Source organism: Nocardiopsis metallicus, assembly GCF_014201115.1.
Lineage (GTDB): Bacteria > Actinomycetota > Actinomycetes > Streptosporangiales > Streptosporangiaceae > Nocardiopsis > Nocardiopsis metallicus.
The window spans coordinates 2,236,198-2,259,404 of sequence record NZ_JACHDO010000001.1 but is presented as its reverse complement, the minus strand read 5'-3'; the positions used below and the strand labels follow the sequence as shown (position 1 = coordinate 2,259,404).

8 protein-coding genes are annotated in these 23,207 nt (G+C 69.5%); 5 read left to right on the top strand and 3 right to left on the bottom strand.

All coding sequences use genetic code 11. The features are described 5' to 3' along the window. Window positions 1-44 precede the first annotated feature (44 nt). Window positions 45-782, bottom strand: a complete 738-nt coding sequence (locus HNR07_RS09645) for a DEAD/DEAH box helicase (protein ID WP_312893712.1) — start codon at window positions 780-782, stop codon at window positions 45-47. Further along, window positions 779-4,048, bottom strand: a complete 3,270-nt coding sequence (locus tag HNR07_RS09640) for a hypothetical protein (RefSeq protein WP_184364466.1) — start codon at window positions 4,046-4,048, stop codon at window positions 779-781. The genes HNR07_RS09645 and HNR07_RS09640 overlap by 4 nt, the downstream gene beginning before the upstream one ends. Before the next feature lie 426 nt (window positions 4,049-4,474). On the opposite strand from HNR07_RS09640, the gene HNR07_RS09635 reads away from it, so the two are divergent. The 4 genes from HNR07_RS09635 to HNR07_RS09620 all read left to right on the top strand — a co-directional run bounded on the left by HNR07_RS09635 (window position 4,475) and on the right by HNR07_RS09620 (window position 14,757). Continuing rightward, on the top strand, window positions 4,475-5,842 hold the full coding sequence (locus HNR07_RS09635) for a restriction system modified-DNA reader domain-containing protein (protein ID WP_312894060.1): 1,368 nt from the start codon (window positions 4,475-4,477) through the stop codon (window positions 5,840-5,842). A 143-nt stretch (window positions 5,843-5,985) separates the two neighbouring features. Beyond that, entirely contained in the window at window positions 5,986-8,502 is a 2,517-nt protein-coding gene (locus tag HNR07_RS09630; protein ID WP_184364463.1) for a DUF4011 domain-containing protein, read from the top strand. Window positions 8,503-8,516: 14 nt separating this feature from the next. Further along, window positions 8,517-12,986 carry an AAA domain-containing protein gene (locus HNR07_RS35875; RefSeq protein ID WP_184364462.1) on the top strand — a complete coding sequence of 1,490 codons (4,470 nt, stop codon included), beginning with the start codon at window positions 8,517-8,519 and terminating at the stop codon, window positions 12,984-12,986. A 127-nt stretch (window positions 12,987-13,113) separates the two neighbouring features. After that, a complete protein-coding gene (locus HNR07_RS09620; RefSeq protein ID WP_312893710.1) occupies window positions 13,114-14,757 on the top strand; it encodes a 3'-5' exonuclease in 1,644 nt (547 codons plus the stop codon). A 44-nt stretch (window positions 14,758-14,801) separates the two neighbouring features. Here HNR07_RS09620 and HNR07_RS09615 read toward each other — a convergent pair whose 3' ends face one another. Beyond that, entirely contained in the window at window positions 14,802-16,451 is a 1,650-nt protein-coding gene (locus HNR07_RS09615) for an HsdM family class I SAM-dependent methyltransferase (protein WP_184364461.1), read from the bottom strand. Window positions 16,452-16,837: 386 nt separating this feature from the next. Here HNR07_RS09615 and HNR07_RS09610 point away from each other — a divergent pair, with 386 nt between their 5' ends. Then, window positions 16,838-23,080 (top strand): protein kinase domain-containing protein, encoded by a 6,243-nt coding sequence (locus HNR07_RS09610; protein WP_184364460.1) that lies wholly within the window; start codon window positions 16,838-16,840, stop codon window positions 23,078-23,080. Window positions 23,081-23,207 lie beyond the last annotated feature (127 nt).

The following is a 23,207-nucleotide window of genomic DNA, read 5'->3' as shown; positions in this document are numbered from 1 at the left end:
TTGACGCCCTTCGTCATGGGCGCAGGAGTTCCAGAAAACTCCCATCAACGATCTAGGTCCTTTGGGCGCAGGAGCAGGTACTCCAGCATCGCGTAGTTGGTCAGGAGCAGGTGTGGCGGGTTTTCCCGCATCTCCTCGCGGCTCAACAGCTCGTTGGGCAGGATCTCGGCCCCCGGGTGCAGCGACCGGAAGCTGTTGTGCGCGTCGTTGACGCTGTTACGGGTCTCACCGGTGTAGCGCCCGAAAGTGATGTGCGGGCTGCGCGCCAAGAGCCCTCGCAGCCGTTTGAGCTGATCGTTGGCGAGCGCGTTCATCGGGTAGATGAGCAGGGCGCGCACACCGGGACCCAGCTCTCCGCGTTCGTGCTCCTTCTCCAGGGTGTTGAGAATCGGCACCAGAAAGCTCTCCGTCTTCCCCGAACCCGTACCGGTGGCGACCACCAAGTTCCGCCCCGCCCCGACCTTGCGAATCGCCTGTTCCTGGTGCACGTACAGGGGCCGGTTCAGGTCCAGGGCGGCTGTGAATCCCTGGGTGAGCACCCCTTCCGCCATCAGCTGCCTCGGTGTCGCCCCGGTCGCATAGGCCGGGGTGACTTCCAACAGCGGTCCCTTACTCAGCAGCGGGCTTCTGTCGATCTCCTCGTTCAGCGCCCGGGCCAGTGCCCGGTCCCTGAGTGGGAGCAGTGACCGCAGGTAGCGGCGGTATCCCGCGCTGATCGCGGCGCCGACCGCCACCGGATCGAGGGTCTCCACGGTTTCGGTGCGCACACCTTCGGTACTCACACCCTGCTCCCTGCCTGTAGTAGTGCTCGCTCGGCCCCCGCAGCGGTGAGTTCGGCGAGCACGATGTCGAGGGCGACCAGCTCCGGTAGGCACTTGGCCAGCTCCGCCCAGAAACGGTGATGGCTCCTGGCGAGCCGGACACACTCCTCTGGGGGGTGGGGCCGGGCCGCCAGGCGTCCGTTGACGGCCAGGGCGAGGGAGAGCAGCGGCAGGTGACCGGGGTAGCGCTGGGCCAGGGTCCGGCGGTGGTCGAGCTCCCGCCGCAGGCTGTCACCCAGGGCGGGCACGAGCTCGGCGCAGGCCTGGAAGAGGGTGAGATCCACCCCGTGGCCGCCTTGGACGAAGTGCCTGCGGGCCTTCGGCGACAACTGGAAGCACCTGATCATGGCCGCCATGAGCACCCCCGGGTCGAGGAGCTCGGGGATGGGTGTGCGGGTGGGCGCGAAGGCCTCGTTCAGGTGTGTTCGCCAGGACTGGTTGAAGGAACTCGGACTGGCCAGCCGCAGTACCCGTTCGGCCCCGGGACGCGGCTGACCGACCAGCAGTGATACCGCGTCGGCGCCGCAGCGCCGCACGATCTCCGCCAGTGGGTCCGCCGCATCCGCCCCATCCACATGCGCGGAGCCGAACGGAGTACCCCGGATCCAGTCACGGGAGTGGAGCGCCGCGATCACGGGGTGCGCCTGCCAGGCCTGCGCGGCCTGCGCCGCTCCCGGTCGGAACCGGGGCGGCGAACTCACGGTACCGTTCAGGACCAGCTCCGGAACGCCTACACGGACTGGGGGCATCGACTCCAGGAAGTCCTCGAAGGAGAGGGCCTTCACGGTGGTGTGGGTTCGGGCGGGGGACGACGCCGACGGGCCGCGGCGGAAGCGGCCGAGCAGCGCGACCCGGCCGCGCAGAACCTCGGACGCCTCCTCGGTGAAGGCCCTGGGGAGCTGGCGTGTACGGGCTCGGTTGTGCGGGGTGATCACGTCGTCCACGGAACAGGCCGCCCCGCCCCCGGCGAGGAAGCGGCACAGCAGGTCCTCGTCCAGATCGGCGCTGTTCGGTCGGCCCGGCATCTCATACTCCAGGATGGTGCCGTCACCGCTGGTGGGCCATGAAGGCCACTGGCGCGCCCGCGCGGACCACGGGTCCACCTCCTGGAGCAGGACCCGGACCGGACCGCCGATCTCCGGGTGCTCCTCGGTGCACACGCGTCCGTTCCCGTCCACGCCGAGCAGCACGGGCGGGCGCCAGGGCGCGTACCAGGCATACAGGGCCGCCTCCATCTGGATGCCCGGGGTGACTCCGGTGAACTGGATGTACTCGTCCTCGAAACGCGCCTCCTGAGCCAGTGGTGGCGGGTTGACCTCGGCCACCCGGGTGACCCCCTGGGGGAGGACCAGCATGAGCTCGGTGTGGGAGTGCTGGGCGGCCGTCTCGCTCAGCCGGGCGACCGCGAACGCGTGCGTGTTGCCCGCGGACCGGCCCAAGGGGGTGATCTGCTGGAGTTCGGTGCTGTCCGCCGCGGCGATCATCAGTTGGGGGCGGGGCAGCCGACTCGTCTCGTCTGAGATCCGCACCGCCAGACCGGCGGCGCCGCGGAGCTCCTCGGGGGTGAGCTGGAGCGGTCGGTCGTGCCACGGGCCGTCATCGATCCGTACCTGAAGATGGGGCACGCTCACCCGGATCGGGAGCGCGCCGAACAGCGACTCCACTCTGCACCTGCGGGTGGTGCGGTGGGCGGAGAACGTCATCCGCGCGGGCTTCGCGGTCAGGGCCCCGGGCACGTGCAGCTGTGCTCGTCCGGGTTGGAGACCCTCGTACTCGAAGAGCCGCAGCGGTGGGTGCACGTGCACCTCCACCCCTTCAGCCAGGGCCACGGGCCAGCTCCGCTTGAGCCCTTCGGGGCAGCTGGCTTTGACGGTGAAGGTTCCCAGCCGTGGTTCCGGCAGGCGCTCCAGGGGTGAAACCCTGGTTCCGGAGGGGGCCTCGAAGGAGTATCGGAGGGTGAGGCCGCCACTCTGCCTGACCAGTACCTCCACGGTCCACGTCGTCGCGGGGCGTTCGGGAAGGACCAGTTCAGGTAAGGCGCTGTGGACCGGGGTGCCGTCCTCGTCCTCGACCCCGGGCAGAGCGGAACTCGCTTTCAAGGCCAGCCCGAAGCCGCCCGTCCCCCGGAACCGGTGGATCGGTCCCGCCGCCACCCGGATCCAGGAGTTGTCGTCGAGTTCCAGGAGTGAGCAGGTCCACCCGCCCCAGCCCGGCATGGACTCTGAGTACAGGGCGCGGACCCCGGTCGAACCCAGCAGCCGGTCGTTGGGGTGCAGGGCCCACAGCCGCCCCGTGGGCAGTTCCCGGTGCGGTCGGATCCAGCGGTGTGGTTCTGAGTCGGTGAACAGCAGTAGCTGGTCGTCTGCGGGCATGAGGTCGACCTGGTGTGCCTCACCTCCGGCGGGGCCGATCCGCAACGCCGCCGTGGGGGAGGACAGCGGGTGCACGGGGTGGTCGTCCCCGGCCTCGTCCTCCTCCGACACGCCCTGCGCCTCGATCCGTGTGCCGTCGGCGGTGCGCACCTGCCAGTGGGTGTGGGCCGGAAGGTGAACCACGACCTGTTCCCGCTCCCGGTCCAGCAGGAGACCGTGGTCGGGCCGCCGCGGCGCGGCACATCCGAGTGCGAATCTGCGGGCCAGGGCGTTGCGGGCCGGTTGGTCGAACCGCTGCGGCAGGTCGCCCTCGCCCATCGGAACACTCGTCTCTCCCCGTTCGAAGAGGCTGAGCACCCGATCGCTTCGCCGGATGGTCTCCAGGACGTGGTGCGCGTCCGAGGCCAGGAAGTGTCGCACGGGCGTGTCCAGCCGGGCCCTCCGCCCGCTGCTGTCGTTCACCCAGACCCGGAAAGCCTCGGCGTCGGTGAACAGAGTCCGCTCCCTGTAGTCGAGGAGCAGGTCGAAGAAGTCGTCGAGGCAGTGCGTGGGGATCCCGGCGTGCAGGAGTGCGGCGGCGACGTACTTGTTCCGCTTCCTGGTCCCCGGCACCGCGTCGGGCAGCCCGATCCGCCGCAGCGAGAGCAGGAACCCCTCGCCCCAGGCCCTGGCGGGTGACTGCTTCTGTTTCAGGTGAGACTGAACCCCGGTGAACTCCCAGAGGTGGTCCCAGAAGGTTCCCGCGGCGTAGGTCTCGACCGCGGCGCCCACCGTGACCAGGGCCGTGCACGCCGGCCACCGTTGGATCCCGGGTGCCTCGCCATGGCAGATCTCCCGAACGAAATGGCGGCCCAAAGCATGCGCGAGTTTCCGGAGGTCGGTCGACCGAACGGGTACCTGGTAAACGAGGCTTGCCTTGTTGGCTTTCGGTCGCAACCGCGATTCCTGGTCGCGTAGAAATCCGGGTATCTCCGCATAGGGCATAGGAGATATTTCGGTGGGGCTGGGTTCTGCCATGGCCGCCTCCGGCGATATCTGGAGGTTTCCTCCTCCCTTTTTAGGCTAGGGAGTTGGTGGTAGGGTGTCAATCCATGTTTTTGTTTATTCTTTCATGGGTTTGGCTTTTGCTGACTCCGGGTTCCGCTGTGCGGGTTCCCGGGGCTCGACCGGTTGTTACTGGGTGCGGGTATGCGGATGGCCGGGTCCGGCCACTGATCGAGGTAAATAAGAGACCAATGACGGTGACAAAAAGTCGGAGAAGGCGCATACTCGGTGGTGGCAATGCTGGATTCCTGGGGGTTTGCCATGGCCGCGCGCAGAAGCTCGGATGACGGCTCTTATCTTTCTGGAGGGCGCCAGGTCGCGGTTGTCGATCTGATGATCAATGGCCTCCTGGGGAAAGGTGACGAGCTGGTTCTCGGAGTCATCGGTGAAGATGGCGAGAAAGCCGAAAATATCGCTCGCCTGACCTCCGAGGGTCAGATCATGCTGGCCGACAAACGAGTATTTGTTTCCCCGCACAAGGCAGCTCATGAGGCGACGGGAGAGGCCGGCATCGACGGATGGTCGACCTGGGTGCGATGCAAGGACGGCAAGACCCTGGACGACCTTCGTCAGACGTTCCTTGAGAAGCAGGCCAAGAAGGAGCGCAAGGAGGAGGGCAACGGTCACCTGGCCCTGGCGCTGGAGCGACACAAGCGCCTCAAGCAGGCCCGCGCCCGTGCGGACGAGCACGCGCCGGAGAGCGTTCCCGTCCAGGAGCTCATCGGGCTCTGGGGAGCCACGCGCAGAGGCCAGGGGCTCATGCAGCTGATCGAGGTGGACCTGGCCAACCACGGCCTGACGACGCGGCCCGGCCTGATGGAGGCCCGGCCGGGTGACGCGATCAAGCTGGTGCACACCCTGGAAGGGCACGATCACCTGAGCCCCACGGTGGGTGCCCTCCCGAGCGCCAGGGTCAAGGTCCAGACGGTTCGGGAGAACGCCGGTGTCCAGGAGGCCCTCACGATCATGTTGCTCAAGGACTACTCCCAGGTTCCGGTCCTGAGCAAGAACAAGTCAGGTGTGCTGCGCGGGGTGGTGACCTGGAAGAGCCTTGCCAGGGCGATGAACGTGGATCCGAGGTGTTCCCTGAGACAGGCGACGGAGCCCTGTGACCCGGTGGAGTCCCACCGGGAACTCCTGGACGTCATTCCGGAGATCCAGGACCGGGGGTTCGTGCTCGTCAACGGGGAGGACGGCCGGATCAGCGGGATCGTGACCACCACCGACGTGGCCCAGCGCTACAGCGACGCGGCCATTCCCTTCCTGCTCATCGGGGTCATCGACACCCTCCTGCGCCGCACCATCGCGGAGAACGTCCCGATGGCTCTGATCAACAAGTTGTGCGCCGCGTCCGAGCAGGGGAGGCCGGAACTGAAGTCGGTCAACAACCTCACCATGGGCGACTACAAGAGGGTGCTGGAAAGCCCCGAAGCGTGGGAGCGCCTGGGGTGGCCCCTCGACCGTGCGGCCTTCATCAAGCAGCTCGACGCCATCGTCACCATCCGCAACGACGTCATGCACTTCAACCCCGACCCCCTCCCCGAAGGCTGCGTGGTTCAACTGAAGAGCATGATCGCTCTCGTCCGCGACCATGGCGGGGTCTGAGACGGAGCGCTCGTGGGTGGTTGCTCCCACTTTGTAGCCTGCTTGTTCCCCGATTCCGGACAACTGCTCCCAACGCCCTCGCGTCACCACTGTGGCGCCTGTAGCTTCTGGGTGCGGAAGGCAACAACGAGAAAACGGTGCGGATGGACAGCGAACCCCGGGAGATCAGGGACGAACTCCGTGGACGCCTTGAGGCCTGGCGCGAGGAACTCCTCGACCTCAGTAGGCGCAACAGACTGCTCAACTTCCGGCACACCAAGGCCTCGACCCTGGCGATCCACGAACCCGGCTACATGGACCTGCTGGGCAAGCTGGCCCGCGGCCTCGAATTCGCTCTGCTCCCCTCGAAGAAGGACAGCGAAGCGGAGAGCGAGGAAGCGGCGGAGGGCGCCGAACCGACCCGGTCTCCTGCTCTCCGCAGCCCACGAGCTGGGATCCGCACCCAGCGCGCCTACCAGGAGGATCTCGATCGGGCACTGGCCCGGCTGCGCAAACAGAGCCGCACCACCGAGACCGAGACGGGTATCTGGATCCTCTACCTCGGTGTGGGCTTCCTGCGTTGGAAGGGCCCGAGCGAACAGGACCATTCCGAGGCCCCGCTGCTGCTCGTCCCGGTGGAGCTGGAGCTCACTGATCGGGGCCGGTATCGCCTGGTCGCCTCCAACGCCGCCGAGCCGCTGCTCAACCCCGCACTGGGCATCAAGCTCCAGGAGTTCGGCATCGACTGGGGCGTCGTCGAGGACGTGCCCCTGGACGAACTGGAGCCGCTCTTCGCGGCGGTGCGCGAGTGCGTCGGTGAACAGCGCTCCTGGTCGGTGGAGGAGAACGTCGTCCTGGCGCCCTTCACCTTCCACAAGGAGACGATGTACCGGGACCTGAAGGACAACGAGGAGGCCATCCTGGGCCACCCGATCGTCCAGGCGGTCGCCGCCGCCCCGGAGAACCACATCAGCGCGGCCACCCTGGAGTACGACCTCCAACCCCTGGAACTTCTCGACCATCAGCAGGAACCCGAGATCGCCCCCCTCGTCCTGGACGCGGACGCCTACCAGCGGCGTGCCGTGGCCGCGGCCCTCGACGGGCGCAGCTTCGTCCTCGACGGCCCTCCGGGAACCGGCAAGAGCCAGACCATCGCCAACCTCGTGGCCGCGCTCATCGGGGCGGGGCGTACCGTCCTGTTCGTCAGCGAGAAGGCCGCCGCCCTGGAGGTCGTCCAGTCACGCCTGGTCGGCATTGGTGTCGACATCGCCGCCCTGGCCCTGCACGACGGCAAGACCAGGGGCGGTGCCATTGCCAAGTCCCTGGAACGATCCCTACACGCCGACGTGCGCGCCCTCCCGGTCAACCTCGCCGACGAACGCGACAAGGCCCGTGCCCTGCGTGCACGCCTGTCCGAGCACGCCGAGGCCGTCAACGAGATCGACCCCCGCATCGGCCTTTCCCTCAACCAGGCCATGGGGCGCATCGCGCTCCTCTCCCAGGGGCTGCCCGCCGACACGGAGCTAGGCATGGTCGACCCGGCCCCCAGCCTCTTCGACCGTCAGGGCCGGGAACGGATCGTCGACACGGCCCGCTCCATGACGCACGTGTGGGATCTGATCACCGCACCCGAGGAATCTCCCTGGCACGGCATCCGTCAGGCCAACACTGCCCAGGAAACTCTGGACGCGGCCCTCACAGCACTCAACGAGCTCGCCCGGCACCACGGCACGCTGCGGCGGATCACCGGGGGACAGCGGCCCGACTCCCCAAAGGCCGCACGGCGCTGGCTGCCCCTACTGCGAATCCTGGCCGAACGCGACGACGTCCCCGAACTCTGGCTGGTCTGCCCCGACCTCGAAGCGGACGTCGTGCCCCGGGTGAACGAGGTAGCCGACCGGCTCACCGGTCTGGCCTGGCTGCGGGAGCGGACCGATTTCGACTGGCGTTCGGTCAAGGACCTGCCCACCTTGGCCGAGCTGGACACCGAGACCGCACCCGACCAGGGGTGGGGCGTCGCCTCACTCGAACCGCTCACCGAACAGCGCGCCGAAGACGCGGTGCGGCTGTGCGCGGACTGGGCTCAGCGCCTGGCTGGGGCCGACATGACTCTGACTGAGGCCGCCCACCGGACCGGTATCCCCGCACCGACGGAACAGGACTCGGCCCTGCGCCTGGCCTCCGTCCTGGCCGAGATCGCCTCGGGGGCCCACCCGCTCCCGCACTGGCTGACCGAGACCCCACCGGAACAGGTGGGCCACCTGCTCACCTCCTTCGCTCAGCACCGGGACCGCCTGACCGAGAGTCGCCCGCGCGCCCGGGAACTGTTCCACGACGGTGTCCTGGAGCAGCACGACATCAGGGCCCTGGCCAACCGGCTCAGGCTCTGGCAGTACACCGGCCAGCTGGTCACGCAACGCCCCGCGGTGCCCGCGTACTGGCTCACCTTCCGTGATTTCCAACCCCTGGTCCGCGAACCCGTGCTTGCCGCCTGGGACCGCTGGCAGACGCGCCGGTTCGCCCTGCAGGACCTGGGCCGACTCACCGACCTGACGTGGAAAGAGCTGCCCGGTTTCGAGGCCGACGACCCCACCACGGCGGTCGCCGAGTTGGACACGGGGGCACCGCCGAGCGCGCCCGCAACGACGCCCGTTTCTTCGGCGGCTGGGCCACCCGGTTGACCGAGGTGACGGTGGTGTCGGACTCGATCGCCCAGGCACTCGCCTGCCCGCCTCCCCGCCACCCCCACGAGGTCCAGCTCCTCCTCGAGGCCGCCGTCGGCCTGGGCGCGGCGGTTCGACCCCTTCCCGCCTGGTTGGGCGAAGAGGCGGCGCGGGCGGCGCAGACCAGCGTGGACCACGCCGAAGCGGCGGTCGCCGAACTCCGCGAGGCCCGTGCTGCCGCCGCTGACCTGTTCGGACCCGCGACCCCTGAACAGCAGGGACTGGAAGAACTCCACCAGCGGCTGTCCGGCTACGGTCGCCTCGACCGGCTGGGTTCCGCCTTCCGCGAGGACAAGCGCCGGGCCGCCACTCTGACGGTCAACGGCTCCTGGGACAAACGGGTACCCGACCGTCTTCCTGAGGCGATCCGCTGGCAGCGTGCTCACCGCCTCCTGACCGAGAACTCCGCCGACTACCAGGCACAGCTCGGACAGCACTGGCGGGGCGAGGAGACGGACTTCGCCGCCGTGCGATCCAGCCTCCACACGGCGGCCCAGCTCCGCCGGCTCCTCCCGGAGGAGGGACGTAGCGGACTGCGCCGCTTCCTCTACCAGGACCAGGCCCTGGACAGCCGGACCGTCGCCGGGGCGCGCGCCGCCCAGGACGAACTGTCCCCCTGGGAAGAGGCTGCCCGCCAGCTCCTGCCCCCGGCCGCGGCGCTGTTCGAGCGGCCCCTGGAACAGGCAGCGTCCTGGCTCACCGCCGCGGCGGCCCGTCTCGACGCCGACGCGGACCTGGCCGACGTCCTCACCCCCGTGATCGGCGCACCCGTGTCCACGGGAACCGCGCGGGCCGTCCGCGACTGCGCCCTGCGGGCCCGTGACGCCGACCGGGAACTGCGTCGGCATGAGACGGTCGACCAGGCCGTGCTCGGGAACTACCGGGAACTGCTGGCGGAGCAGACCCGTCAGGGACTGGTCGAGGATCTGGACTGGGCGGAACGTGTCTCCCAGGAGCTGCGCGCCCTGACCGAACCCGTTCTGGGACCGGACTGCCTGGACATCGCCGGGATCGACTCTCTCCGGGCCCAGACCTCCGGGGCGAACGGCGGTGAGGTCAGCGAGGCCGGTACGGGCAGCACCGACCAGACCAGTGTGGGGAGCCAGGGAAAGGTCAGCGGCGCTCTCGGCCGAGCTTGCCAACGGGACCGCTCCCTGGCCGCCTCGCTCAGCCACGGCGGTACCTGGCACGGTGGACTCACCGACCGTATCGGTGACGCTCAGCGCTGGTACGAGGACCACCAGGCTCTCTGGGGCCAGGCCGCGGTACTGGGCAGGGCGTTCGGTCGTTACTGGCAGGGTGAGGAGACCGACACCGAGGTGCTGACGGCCGCCCTGGACCGGGCCGTCCGGTGTCGCGCGGAGCTGGGTGAGGACGAACGCTCAGCGCTTGCCGCCTTCCTGGACGACAGCGACCTCACCGACCTCCAGGAGGACCTTGACCAGGCCTCCCGGACGTTGTCGACGTGGGCCAACGAGCTGATCGCGTTTCCGGGCGGTTCCGCCCAGGCCCGCGACCTGGCTCCGGCTGCTGCGCTGTCCTGGCTCCGGCAGGTCCGTGTCCGGATGGAACGCTTGCGTGAACTGCTCAGCCGGTTCCGGCGCGACACCGGCATGGACGTGTCGGCCGCCGAGGCGGACAGGAACATCAACCTCGCGCGCTATCGGGACACCGCCGAGACCGAACGGGAACTGCGGGAACAGGACGATCTGAAACTCCTGGGCGGGCTCTACCAGATCGAGGGTGACCTCGGGGAAACGCTCCAACAGGCCCTGTCCTGGACTCGCCGTGCCCGGCGCCTGATCGACGACGCTGTGGGAACCGCCGCCCGCGAGTGGCCCGCAGGGGCGGTTCCGGCCCTGCGCGTCAAGTGCGCACCGGACGAACTCGGACGAGCGATGGACGACTGGGAGCTGGCGGTCGAGGTCTTCGCCGACCTGTTCGACGAACTGATCCGTCCGATCATCACCGGTCGGCTCTCCGGCGATCTGGCCGAGGCCGAACGGTTCCTCTTCGTGCTGCGTGAGGACAGCTCCTCACTGGAACGCTGGAGCACGGCCCTGACCGGGCTGGAAGCCGTGCGCTCCCACAGGTTGGGACCGCTCCTGGAGCGCTACGTCGGGTTGGGCGGGGACCCCGAACGCTGGCCGGACGCGGTGGAACGCGCCGTCCTGCGGGCCTGGACCGACCGTCGGCTCCGCGAGGACACAAGGGTGCGCAGGGAGCCCGGGCCGGTCCGGGACAACGAGGTCCGGGACTTCCGCCGGCGCGACCTCGAACTCCACACCTGGGCCAGGCAGGAGGTGCTCCACCAGTGGTCCGAACGCCGGCCACCGGTGGCGTCCTACTCCCCGGGCCTGGGGGTGATCCGCCGGGAGGCGGAGAAGAAGCGCCGCCACATGCCGGTGCGCAGGCTCATGGAGGAAGCGACCTGGGAGGCCCAGCGCCTCACCCCCTGCCTCATGATGAGCCCGCTCACCGTGAGCATGTTCCTGCCCTCGGACATCGAGTTCGACGTGGTGGTCTTCGACGAGGCGTCCCAGGTGAAACCGGCCGATGCGATCAACTGCATCTACCGGGGCAGGTCGCTGATCGTGGCCGGTGACCAGAAGCAGTTGCCGCCCACCGGTTTCTTCGACCGGGCCACCACCGACGACGAATGGGACGAGGAGCAGCAGGAGACCTACGAATCCCTGCTGGACATGTGCAAGGCCAGCGGCCGGATGCGTGACATTCCGTTGCGCTGGCACTACCGCAGCCGCCACGAGGACCTCATCGCCTTCAGCAACCGGAAGTTCTATGAGGGTGAACTCATCACCTTCCCCGGGGCGCACCTGCGCGACGAGAACACCGGGGTGGGCTTCGTCCGGGTCGAGAACGGTGTCTACGACCGGGGCGGTGCCCGCAACAACCGGGTCGAGGCCCGCAAGGTCGCCGAGCGGGTCGTCCACCACTTCCGGACCCGCCCCGGACAGACCCTGGGCGTGGTCGCCCTGTCTCGGGAACAGGCCAACGCCATCGAGGACGAGGTCGCCAAGGCCAAGGACGAGCACCCCGAACTGGGAGCGATGTTCGACGAGGGCCGCCTTGGCGGGTTCTTCGTCAAGAACCTGGAGACCGTCCAGGGCGACGAGCGCGACGTCATTATCCTGTCCGTGGGGTACGGGCCCGCGGCTGACGGGGTTATTCGTCGCAATTTCGGTCCGATCAACCGCGCGGACGGCTCACGGCGGCTCAACGTCGCCGTCACCCGTGCCAAGCGCCGGGTCGAAGTGGTCAGCTCCTTCTCCGCGGACGACCTGCGGGTCGGCCCGGACGACGCCGAAGGGCTGCGACGGCTGTGCGAGTACCTCCGCTACGCCGAACAGGGCCCGGCTGCTTTGGAGGCACAACCGGTCGCCGGACACGCCGCTGACGCCGACACCGAGAGCCCTTTCGAGGACTCCGTGCTCGACACCCTGCGGGGCTGGGGGTACGAGGTCCAGCCCCAGGTGGGCGTGGCGGGGTACCGCATCGACCTCGGCGTCATCGACCCCGAACTGCCCGGCCGGTACGTGATCGGCATCGAGTGCGACGGCGCCATGTACCACTCCTCCAAGGTCGCCCGTGACCGCGACCGCCTGCGCGACGGCGTGCTCAGTGGCCTGGGCTGGCGTCTGCACCGCATCTGGGGCACCGACTGGTACCGGGATCGCGCCCGGGCGCAGGAGCGGCTGCGCGAGGCGGTGGAGGCCGCAGTGCTCGCCGCCCGATCAGCGGTGGAATCTCCGGAGTTCGACGCCCGGGAGGGCCAAGGCACTGGCACCGTGGGCCTGACCCCCGACCTGGTCACGGTCCCCGACGAGGCGGCTCGGACCCGGGCCGCGGAGCAGGCCAGCCAACAGCGCCCCGACTGGCTGGTCGACTACGAGACCCACAATTACAAACCGCACGATGAGGCGTACTGGTACGAACCCAGGAGCGCGGAAGCCCGCCCCTACATCGCGGGGCTGTTCATGCTGATCGTCGAGCACGAGAGCCCGGTCGAGGTCAACTGGCTGTACCGCAAGACGATCGACTCCCTGGGCGGAGAACGGCTCGGCCGCACCATCAGGGCCAATTTCGACGTCACCCTGGAGCACCTGCTGCGCAAGGAAAAGCTGTGGCGTGACGGCGACACCATCTGGTGGCCTGGGGGCGGAGTGGAGGTCCGCTGCCCCAATGGTTCGGTCGTCCGCAGGATCAACGAGGTGCCCCCGGTCGAACGGCAGCAGGCACTGATCCTGCTGGTTCGTGACTCCACCCGCATCACCCGCCCGGACCTGCTCCGAGCCATGCGGGAGACCTTCGAGTGGGGCCGCAGCGGCAAGGACATCACCCAGGCCTTCGAACAGGACCTGGAGACGCTGCTGGCCAAGGGCACGTTGATTGAGGAGGGCGACGTCATCCGCTCCGGAACCTGATGCCCTGTCCTGAGGGATCAGGGGGAAGGCTGGGTGAGAGACCGGGCATACGCACGGAAACCGGTATCGGCTTGTTTCTCACACTCGGTCAACGCCCGGGGGTCGCACGGCGTCACCACTGTGGCGTGTGCGCCCCTTGGTCGTCGAGGAGCCGCTGTGGCGGTCGGGAGAGGGCCCCGCCGCCCCCGACTCCGTCATGGAAGGCATCACGATGTTCAGCCAGGGCCACCTGACCCGAGGCCACGGGGCCGACCCCCGACGGATGACGTTCGCCGTCGTGGACCTGGAGACCACCGGCCTGCACCCCGAGGCCGGGCACCGGATCTGTGAGGTGGCCGTCGTGCGCATGCGCGGCGACGGCACCGTCATCGACGAGTACTCCACCCTGGTCAATCCCGGTATGCCCCTGCGCAACTCCGAGTTCCACGAGATCACCGACGCCCAGGTCGCGCACGCCCCCGTGTTCGCCGACATCGCCGGTGACCTGGTCGCCTACCTCTCCGACGCCGTGGTCGTCGCGCACAACCTGCCGTTCGAGGAGGGCTTCCTGAAGGTGGAGTTCGGCAGACTCAACGTGAGCGCCCAGGGGCTGCCCGGGCTGTGCACGCTCCACACCCTGCGCACCCAGCTGGACCGGTACGGCTACAAGCAGAACCAGCTCTACCAGCTGATGACGGGGGAGTGGATGCGCGGCCAGCACCACGCCCTCGCCGACGCCCGTCACCTGGCCCGCATGCTTTCGGTCCTGCTCAGCGAGAGCCCTCAACCGCTGGCCTGGGCGGGGGCCAACCCCATGGCGGCCCCGCCGTTGCCCCGCACCGGACGTATCGCCCCGCGCACCTTCGGGCTGCGCAAAGGCCAGGAGGGATGGCTGGCCAACGTCGCCGCCGGCCTGCCCGACATGAACCCCTCGCCCCACCCGCACCCCCAGGGGGTGGCCACCTACCGTTCCGCGCTCGGCCACGCCCTCGCGGACGGCAGGATCGTCGGGGAGGAGGCCCACCACCTCGCTGAACTCGCCACCGCGGCCGGGCTGACCCAGACCACCATCCGGCAGGTTCACGAACAGGTCCTGCTCGAAGCCCGTGCCCGGGCCGAGGCCGACGGCGTGGTCACCAGCACCGAGCTCCGGGAACTGGAGAAGGCTGCCCGCAACCTCGGCGCCGGGCACGCCATCAAGGACCTGCTCTACGTCGCCGAACAGGAGAAGGCCCGCAAGAACGGCCCGCTCAAGGGCTGGCGGATCGTCCCGGTCGGAGACTCCCCGGCGATCAGCGCCGTCATGGACCACGCCGTGTCCCAGGGCGCGGCGGCCGGGGTGAAGATCACCAAGACTGTCCGCCTGGTGATCGCCGAGGCCGGAACCACCGACCCCAAGATCGAACGCGCCCAGCAGGAAGGCCACCGGGTGGTAACCCCGGCCCAGGCCTGGGACGTGCTCCGCGCCGCCTCGGACCGCCGCGAGGCCGGGCTCTTCGCCGACAGCGGCAGCGCCCAGGCGGCCGCGCAGATGAGGTCCGACTCCGCCGAACAGGAGGAGAAACGCCCCTGGCAGAGCTTCTGGCGCCCCCAGGAGCTCGGTCCCGGTGAGTACCACCAGAGGTTCGTGGCGCCCTTCGAAGAGCGCGATCGTGCCCGGTCAGGGGCCGCGGCGTCGTCTTCCACCGCGGCTCAGGCCGAGCGGAAGGGGTGCTGCGCCGGTTCGCTCTTGCTGTTCATGGCCACCGGTGCCGCCGTGACGACCACGCTCACCCACCTCTGGCCGCTCTGACCCCCTGTTGTTCCCCACCTGGTCACCACGCGGAGCGGCTGGTCTCAGGAGTCCTGCTCCGGGGCCAGCGCTCCCGAGGTCAGACCTTCGCGGGTCAGCTCGGCGGCCCTGTCGGCCAGAGTCGACAGTTCACGGGCGCGGCGTTCGAACTCTCCCAGGGCGCGGAAGGCAGCACCGTAGCGGCGCTGCTCCTCCGGTTCCAGCTTCGGGACGCGGGCGGCGCGGGCGTCGGTGCGGTAGGTGCCGCTGGCGCTGGTGGAACGCCGGGTGTTGGCCGCGGCGGTGAGGAAACCGTTGAGGAAGTCCGAATCCAACCGCTGGTCCACCGCCCGCGGTTTCTCTCCGTCCAGCTGGACCAACCCCGCGTCGACCAGGTCGCCGACCCGTACCTGCTGTTCTAGGCGCTCCGCCGTACCCGCGTGCACGATGGGCAGCAGCTGGGCCAGCTCCCCGGTCAGCCGCTCCAGGTCGGCGCGCACCTCGGCCAGGGCTTCGGGGATCTCGGCCAGGTCCGGGGCCACGTGCCGGGCGGGAGACAGATCGACCTCCTCGGCCAGAAGGTCGATCAGCGGTACCTCGGCGCCCGGGCTGTCGGGCAGCTGCCAGGGCTGGTCGGGGTCGGCGCCGGTCAGGTCCCACATTCGCACAGCCGTGGCCGCGTCCTCGCGTTCCAACGGTCTGCGCAGCAGCCACAGGTGCACCTGCTGGGAGTGGGAGGAGGCCAGACCGGCGGGTAGGGCGATGACGTCGGTCAGCAGACCCCGGCGTACCAGCTCGGCGCGGATCCGCCGCCCCGTCCTGCGGTAGGCGCAGGAGGTGGACAGCACCACGGCGGTCTGGCCGCCGGGTGCGGTGTGTGCGTAGGCGTGTTGGAGCCAGGCCAGTTCGCCTTCGGCCTTCGGCGGCAGGGCCAGTTCCCAGCGGGGGTCCATGAGGAGTTCCTCCCGGCCCCAGTCCGTGGTGGCGGGCGGCGGGTCGCACACCACCAGCTCGGCCTGTTCCCCCGGCCAGCGGTCCTCGCGCAGCGAGTCCCCGGTGGCGAACTCGGCGTCGGTGAGCCCTTCGATCCGGGCACGTGCGGCGGCGAAGCGCACCGCGTCCGGGTCGGTGTCCTGACCGCGTCGCCGCGCCTGCGGAGCGCCCACGGACAGCAGTAGCGCCCCGCTGCCGCAGGCCGGATCGAACACACTGGCCGCGTCGGTACGGGTCAACGCGGTCACCGCCCGGACCAGGCGTGCGGTGGAGGTGGCTGCCGTCCCGGCCCGCTCACTGGAGTTCAGGAACCGTTCGGCCAGCGCCCGCGAGACCTCGGCAGCGGAGGTCTCCTGGACCAGTTTGTCGGCCTGCTCGACGGCGGCCGCGCTCAGCTCGCCCGACCCCCGAGCGGGGTCTTCCAGGTATTCGGCCAGGTCGGCCAGCCCGGTCAGCATGTTCCCCGGGTGGTCGCCGCGCAGGGTGTGCCAGAGGCGTACTTCGGGGGATTCCTGGGCGCCCTTGTTCTGGCTCTCCAGCCAGGTCCGCACCTGAGCGAGGGGGAAGAGTGGGCTGGAGGAGGTGCCCCCGCTAGGGGCGGGGAAGTTGTCGTGGCGGCGCCGCCAGTTGGACACGGCGGCGCGGGTCACCCCGGCCAGCCGGGCGATGTCGGCGGCGGTGATCTGCTGCTCGTCGGTACTGGCCTGGGCACGGGAATCCATGGAGGTCACAGTACACGGATGCTGCTCCCAACCCCAGGCCTGGCCTGTTGGCCGCGTTAACGACCGGGGTGGGTTGGGTGGCGGGGCGGGGTGAACGCAGTGCCGTTCGGGACAGGAGTCGGCCGGTGTGTCATCCGAAAGGGTGCCGGGTGCGTCTTCTGGGGGTAGGGGGACAGTGGTGGGCTCTGATGGCCCGGCAGGCTTCCTGTCCCGATGGGTTGTCGTGCCACCAACTCACATGTATGTTTGCTATGTAAACAGCTTGCATGGTGGATCGAGAAGATACCTGTGCACGTGAGGCGAACGTGAGCGCCACCCCTGGGAGGATGGGGCGGCGCTCCCGCAGGGCGCACGGACACGCGGGTCGAGAGTGTGAGGGCACAGTGATGCAACGGCAGATCGTGGCGGACCGGTTCCGCCTGAAAGAGATCATCGACCGCGGCAACATGGGCGAGGTGCACCGCGCGGAGGACCTCGAGACGGTACTGGACGCCAAGGACCACGAGGTCGCCCTCAAGCTGATCCTGCGCCGCCGCTCCGGAGCCCCCGTCGACCCCCGGGACAAGTCGGTCCGGCGGTTCGCGCGCGAGGTCGCCATCATGCGCAAGCTCGACCACCCCCGCATCCCCAGGGTCATCGACGGCGGCGTGGACGACACCGACGGCGACCACCTGCCGTACCTGGCCATGGAGCTCCTGGACGGGCACACCCTGCGCGACCTCAACGACGATGCGCCCCAGCTGCCGGTCTCGTGGGCGGCCGCGTTCGGGGCCCAGATGGCCGACGCCCTCTACGCCGCCCACGCCGAAGGGGTCATCCACCGCGACCTCAAACCCGCCAACGTGATGGTCACCCGCGGCGGCCTGGTCAAGGTACTGGACTTCGGCATGGGCCTGATCGTCGACGACCCCGACGCCACCAAGCTCACCAGCACCCACACCACCGTGGGCACCGCCCGCTACATGGCCCCCGAACAGTTCGAGGGCGGCAAGGTTTCCCGCGCCGCCGACCTCTACGCGCTGGGCTGCGTCCTCTACGAACTCCTCTCGGGTGCCCCGCCCTTCGACGGCGCCACCAACTTCGAGCTGGGCTACAAGCACAACAACGACGAGGTCCCACCCCTGGGGCTGCTCCGCAACGACATTCCCAGCGAGCTCACCTACCTGCTCGAACAGCTTCTGCAGAAGAAGCCCGCGAACCGCCCGGTCAACGCCGCCGAGGTGCGCCAGGCCCTTCTAGCCGTCGTTACGGACGAGGGCGAGGTCTCCGGCTGGGCCGACTTCGACCCGCGCGCCCACCTACCTTCCGCCGTCCCGGCCGCGGTCCTGACCGACCCCGCCGGGCAGCGCCCGCACAACGCGCCCCTGGGCGTCATGGACGTCTTCTCCCTGCACGACCAGCTCATCGGCGACTACCGGGACTTCACCGAGGGCGGCACCACCATCCGCGACGACCGGATCGCCCAGTTCCTCAAGGAGGACCTGGACGGCAAGTCGCAGTGGCCCGACCCCTGGCTGTCCCTCAACCCCTTCTTCGCCTCCGGCGGGACCGTCCCCGAACTCGTCAGCGAGGGGCTGCTGCACGCGGAGGCCGCCCGCATCTTCCAGGCCAAGAAGAAGGAGGGCAGCACGGTCTGCGACGGCAAACCGCTCACCCTCCACCGCCACCAGCGCGAAGCCATCGAGGCCGCCCGCACCGGCCGGTCCTACGTGCTGACCACCGGCACCGGCTCCGGTAAGTCGCTGTCCTACATCGTCCCGATCGTCGACCGCGTCCTGCGCGAACGCGACCGCGAGAAGGCCGAGGGCCGCCGGACCAAACGGGTCCGCGCCATCATCGTCTACCCGATGAACGCCCTGGCCAACAGCCAGATCAAGGAACTCACCAAGTTCCTGGTCGACGGCTACGGGGCGGGCCGCGAACCGGTCACCTTCGCCCGCTACACCGGCCAGGAGAGCGAACAGACCCGCAAGAACCTGCGGGACGACCCGCCAGACATCCTGCTCACCAACTACGTGATGCTCGAACTGATGCTCACCCGGCCGGGCGACCGCAAGTCCCTCATCAAGATGGCCAGCGGCCTGGACTTCCTCGTCTTCGACGAACTCCACACCTACCGGGGCCGCCAGGGCGCCGACGTGGCCATGCTCATCCGCCGCGTCCGCCAGGCCTGCGACGCCCCCGACGTCCAGTGCGTGGGCACCTCCGCCACCATGTCCTCCGAGGGCACCACCGAGGACCAGCGGCAGACCGTCGCCGAGGTCGCCACCAAGATCTTCGGCACCGAGGTCCGCCCGGACAACATCATCACCGAAACCCTCGTGCGCGCCACCGCCGAGGGCGACGCACCGGTCCCGGCCGAGCGCCTGAGGGCCCCCGACGCCCCGCGCGCCTACAACGACCTGTACCAGGACCCCCTGGCCCGGTGGATCGAGTCCACGTTCGGGCTGACCACCGACCCCGCCGGCAGGCTCGTCCGGCAGCGCCCCACCAAGGTCGAGGACGCCGCACAGGAACTGTCCCGGGACACCGGTGTGCCCGAGCAGCAGTGCGTGGAGGCGATCCGCCGCACCCTGGAAGCGGGCGCGGAGGCCTTCCACCCCGGCAACCGCCGCCCCCTGTTCGCGTTCCGCCTGCACCAGTTCCTGTCCAAGGGCGACACGGTCCACGTCACCCTGGAGGACCCCGAGACCCGCCACCTGACCCGCGAGTACCAGCTGGAGCGCCCCGGCCACGACGGACACGTCCTGCTGCCGCTGTCCTTCTGCCGCGAGTGCGGTCAGGAGTACATGACCGTCTGGCGGGTGGAGAAGCCCACCGGAACCGTCTACCAGTCCCGGCGCGACACCACCGCCAGCTCCGACGGGGCCTCCGAGGGCTACCTGTACGTCTCCCCGGACTCTCCCTGGCCGGAGAGCCTGGAAGCGGTCCTGGACCGCAACCTGCTGCCCGAGTCCTGGACCGAGGCGGACGACAACCACCAGGTGAGCGTCCGCAAGAACTACCGCAACAACGTTCCGCGCGCCGTCACCGTGGACGTGCTGGGCCGCGAGGGCGAGGACGGGCTCAACGCCGCGTTCATCCCGGCCCCCTTCCTGTTCTGCCTGCACTGCGGGGTCAGCTACGAACAGAAGCGCGGCAAGGACTTCGCCAAACTCGCCAGCCTGGGCCAGGAAGGCCGTTCCTCCGCGACCTCCCTGGTCTCCGGCACGATCGTGCGCTCCCTCAAGGCGGTGCCCGCCGAGGCCCTGCCCAAGGAGGCCCGCAAACTCCTCACCTTCGTCGACAACCGCCAGGACGCCTCCCTCCAGGCCGGACACTTCAACGACTTCGTCCAGGTCACCGAGTTGCGCGGCGGCCTGTACCGGGCCCTGGTCAAGGCCGACGAGCAGGGCGAGGAGGGCCTGACCCACGAGAACCTGGCCACCCGGGTCGCCGAGATCCTGAAGCTGAGCCCCGAGGACTACACCAGGTCCGGCAGCGTCGCCCCGCGCCTGGCCAAACAGGCCGCCACCACCCTGCGCGACGTCCTCGCCTTCCGCCTCTACCTGGACCTGGAGCGCGGCTGGCGGGTGACCATGCCCAACCTGGAGCAGACCGGCCTGCTGCGGGTGGAGTACGCCGACCTCGGTTGGACGGCCGAGCAGGAGGACCTGTGGTCCAAGACCGCACCCGAACTCCGCGCCACCGAACCGCACGTGCGCAAGGTGATCCTGCGCGCCCTCATGGACGAGATGCGCCGCGGCCTGGCCATCGACACCCCCTACTTCCGCGACGAGAGCTTCGAGTCCCTCCAGACCGCCAGTGAGACCCGCCTCGCCGAGCAGTGGGTGCTCTCCAAGTCCGACCGCCCGCGCGTGGGCATCGCCTACCCGCGGCCCTCCGGGCGCGGCACGGACCGCAGCGGAATCTTCCTGTCCGGCCGCGGCAAGTTCGCCAAGTACCTCGCCCGCGCCCACAAGGAGTTCAAGGGCCTGGGCGCCGACGAGCTCCAGAAGGTCATCGCGGACCTGCTCTCGGTGCTCTCCGAGGCCGGACTGGTCAACGAGGTCGAGGCGGCGCCGCGGGGACGCCACAACCGCTTCCACCGCAACGACCAGGACACCGCGACCGGCTACCAGGTGGACGCCGCCTGCCTGATCTGGAAGGCCGGCGACGGCAAGTTCGGTGCCCAGGACCCGCTCACCCGCACCTACGCCAGCGGTGACGGGCCCCGCGTCAACAGGTTCTTCCGCGACCTCTACCGGGGCGCCGCCGCCTCCCTGACCGGCCTGGTCGCCCGCGAGCACACCGCTCAGGTGCCGCCCGAGGAGCGCGAGAAGCGCGAAGGGCTGTTCAGCGACGCCGAGCTCAAGCTCCTGTACTGCTCGCCCACCATGGAGCTGGGGGTGGACATCAAGGAACTCAACGCCGTCATGATGCGCAACGTGCCCCCGACGCCCGCCAATTACGCCCAGCGCAGCGGTCGCGCGGGCCGAGGCGGCCAGCCCGCCCTGGTCACCACCTACTGCGCCACCGGCAACAGCCACGACCAGTACTACTTCCGCCGCTCGGAGCGCATGGTGGCCGGGGTCGTGCAGCCGCCCAGGCTGGACCTGGCCAACGAGGACCTGGCCATCGCCCACCTCCAGGCCATCTGGCTGGCCGAGACCGACCTCCTGCTGGGCCGCGCCGTCCCCGAGGTCATCGACATCGCCTACGACGAGGAGCAGCGCGTCCCCGACCCGGCGCTGCCCCTGCACGACACCGCCCGCGACGCCATCGCCGACCCGGCCGCCCAGCGCCGCGCCATCGCCGCCGCCCGGGACGTCTTCCGGGACGTCTTCCCGCAGCTGGAGCAGATGACCTGGTGGGACGACTCCTGGCTGGAGCGGGTCATCACCACCGCGCCCGACCGCTTCGACCGCTCCTTCGACCGCTGGCGCGACCTGTTCCGGGCCGCCCTGGTGGACCAGGCCGAGCAGAACCGGCGCGTCCTCGACCACAGCCTCAGCGAACGCGACCGGGCCCAGGCCACCAACCGCCGGAGGGAGGCCGAAACCCAGATCACCCTGCTCAAGAACGAGAGCCAGGACAGCAAGTCGATGATGAGCGACTTCAACCCCTACCGGTACCTGGCCAGTGAGGGTTTCCTGCCCGGTTACTCCTTCCCGCGCCTGCCGCTGGCCGCCTACATCCCCACCCGCCGCAGCCGCTTCGACGAGGGCGACTTCCTCCAGCGGCCCCGCTTCGTGGCCGTGCGCGAGTTCGGCCCGGGCGCGCTGATCTACCACGAGGGTTCGCGCTACCAGGTCACGCGGGTGCAGCTCCCGCCGGACTCCGCCGGGGAGCTGTCCACCAGCAAGGCTGTCCGCTGCGAGACCTGCGGCTACCACCACGACCCCGAACGCCTCGCCGACCGCTGCGAGCTGTGCGACAACCGTCTGGGCGCCTCCACCCACGGCCTGCTCCAGCTGCACACCGTGTACACCACCAAGCGGGAGAAGATCTCCTCCGACGAGGAGGAGCGCCGTCGGGCCGGTTTCCGCCTGGTCACCTCCTACCGCTTCCAGGACCACGGCGAGCGCCTGGGCCGCCAGGACGCACAGGTGGCCGACCCGGTCGGGAAGCTGGCCACCCTGCACTACGGCGACTCCGCCACCGTGCGCATCACCAACCTGGGCCGCCTGCGCGCCAAGGAGAACGAGCCGGACGGTTTCTGGTTGGACCCGGTCACCGGAAAGTGGCTCAACGAACAGGACGCCAAGAAGGCCGTCGGCGACCAGATGGAACTGCCCCTGGTCGAGGGGACCGGTGAGGAGCGCGGCACGCGCAAGCGCGTCATCCCCTTCGTCGAGGACCGCCGCAACATCATCGTGCTGAGGTTGGAGGAGGCTCTGCCCCAGGAGCAGGCGCTGACGCTGATGTACGCGCTGGAGCGGGGGATCGAGGCCGCCTTCGAGCTGGAGGACGCCGAGCTCACCAGCGAGCTGCTCCCGCCCGAGGACGGCCCCCGTGATCGGATGCTGTTCACCGAGGCGGCCGAGGGCGGTGCCGGCGTGCTGCGCCAGCTCCAGGCCGACCCGAAGAAGCTGGCGCAGGCGGCGACCACCGCGCTGGCCATCTGCCACATGGACGCCGACGGCGTGGACGTCGAGGGTGCGTGTGCCCGCGGCTGTTACGACTGCCTGTTGACGTACGGTAACCAGTTCCACCACCAGCTCATCGACCGGCGTCTGATCCGGGACCTGCTGCTTCGCCTGGTCGACTCCGAGACCCTCACCACCGGTCAGGGCGTGTCCCGGACCGACCAGATGGCAGCGCTCAGCTTCCAGTCCGACACCGCGCTCGAACAGCGCTTCCTCACCTGGCTCAAGGAGCACGGCTACCGGATGCCCGACGAGGCCCAGACCCTGGTCGCCGAGGCCTCGGCCAAGCCCGACTTCGTCTACCGCCTCTCCGGGGCCCAGGTCGCCGTGTTCGTGGACGGGCCCGTGCACGAGGACGAGCGGATCGCCCAGCGCGACGCCGAGGCCGAGGAGCGCTTGGAGGACGCGGGTTGGGACATCGTCCGTGTTCCCCACGACGCCGACTGGAAGGTGATCATGGACCGACACGAGTCCTTCTTTGGCCCCGGCTCGCGCCGCTGACCGACTAGCTCTGCCCCCACTCCCCGTGATCTTGCTACCAGAGGCAAGCTGGAGCCCGATATGGCTCCTGGTAGCAAGAAGCGTCACGGGGGACAGCCACCGTAGATTTCCGAACGCAGACTCCCCG

What these genes read in the sequence shown, in the direction of transcription:
- HNR07_RS09635 (WP_312894060.1), top strand. Translation starts at nt 4,475, where the DNA reads ATGCTGGATTCCTGGGGGTTTGCCATGGCCGCGCGCAGAAGCTCGGAT.
- HNR07_RS09630 (WP_184364463.1), top strand. Translation starts at nt 5,986, where the DNA reads ATGGACAGCGAACCCCGGGAGATCAGGGACGAACTCCGTGGACGCCTT.
- HNR07_RS09615 (WP_184364461.1), bottom strand. Translation starts at nt 16,451, where the DNA reads ATGGATTCCCGTGCCCAGGCCAGTACCGACGAGCAGCAGATCACCGCC.
- HNR07_RS09610 (WP_184364460.1), top strand. Translation starts at nt 16,838, where the DNA reads ATGCAACGGCAGATCGTGGCGGACCGGTTCCGCCTGAAAGAGATCATC.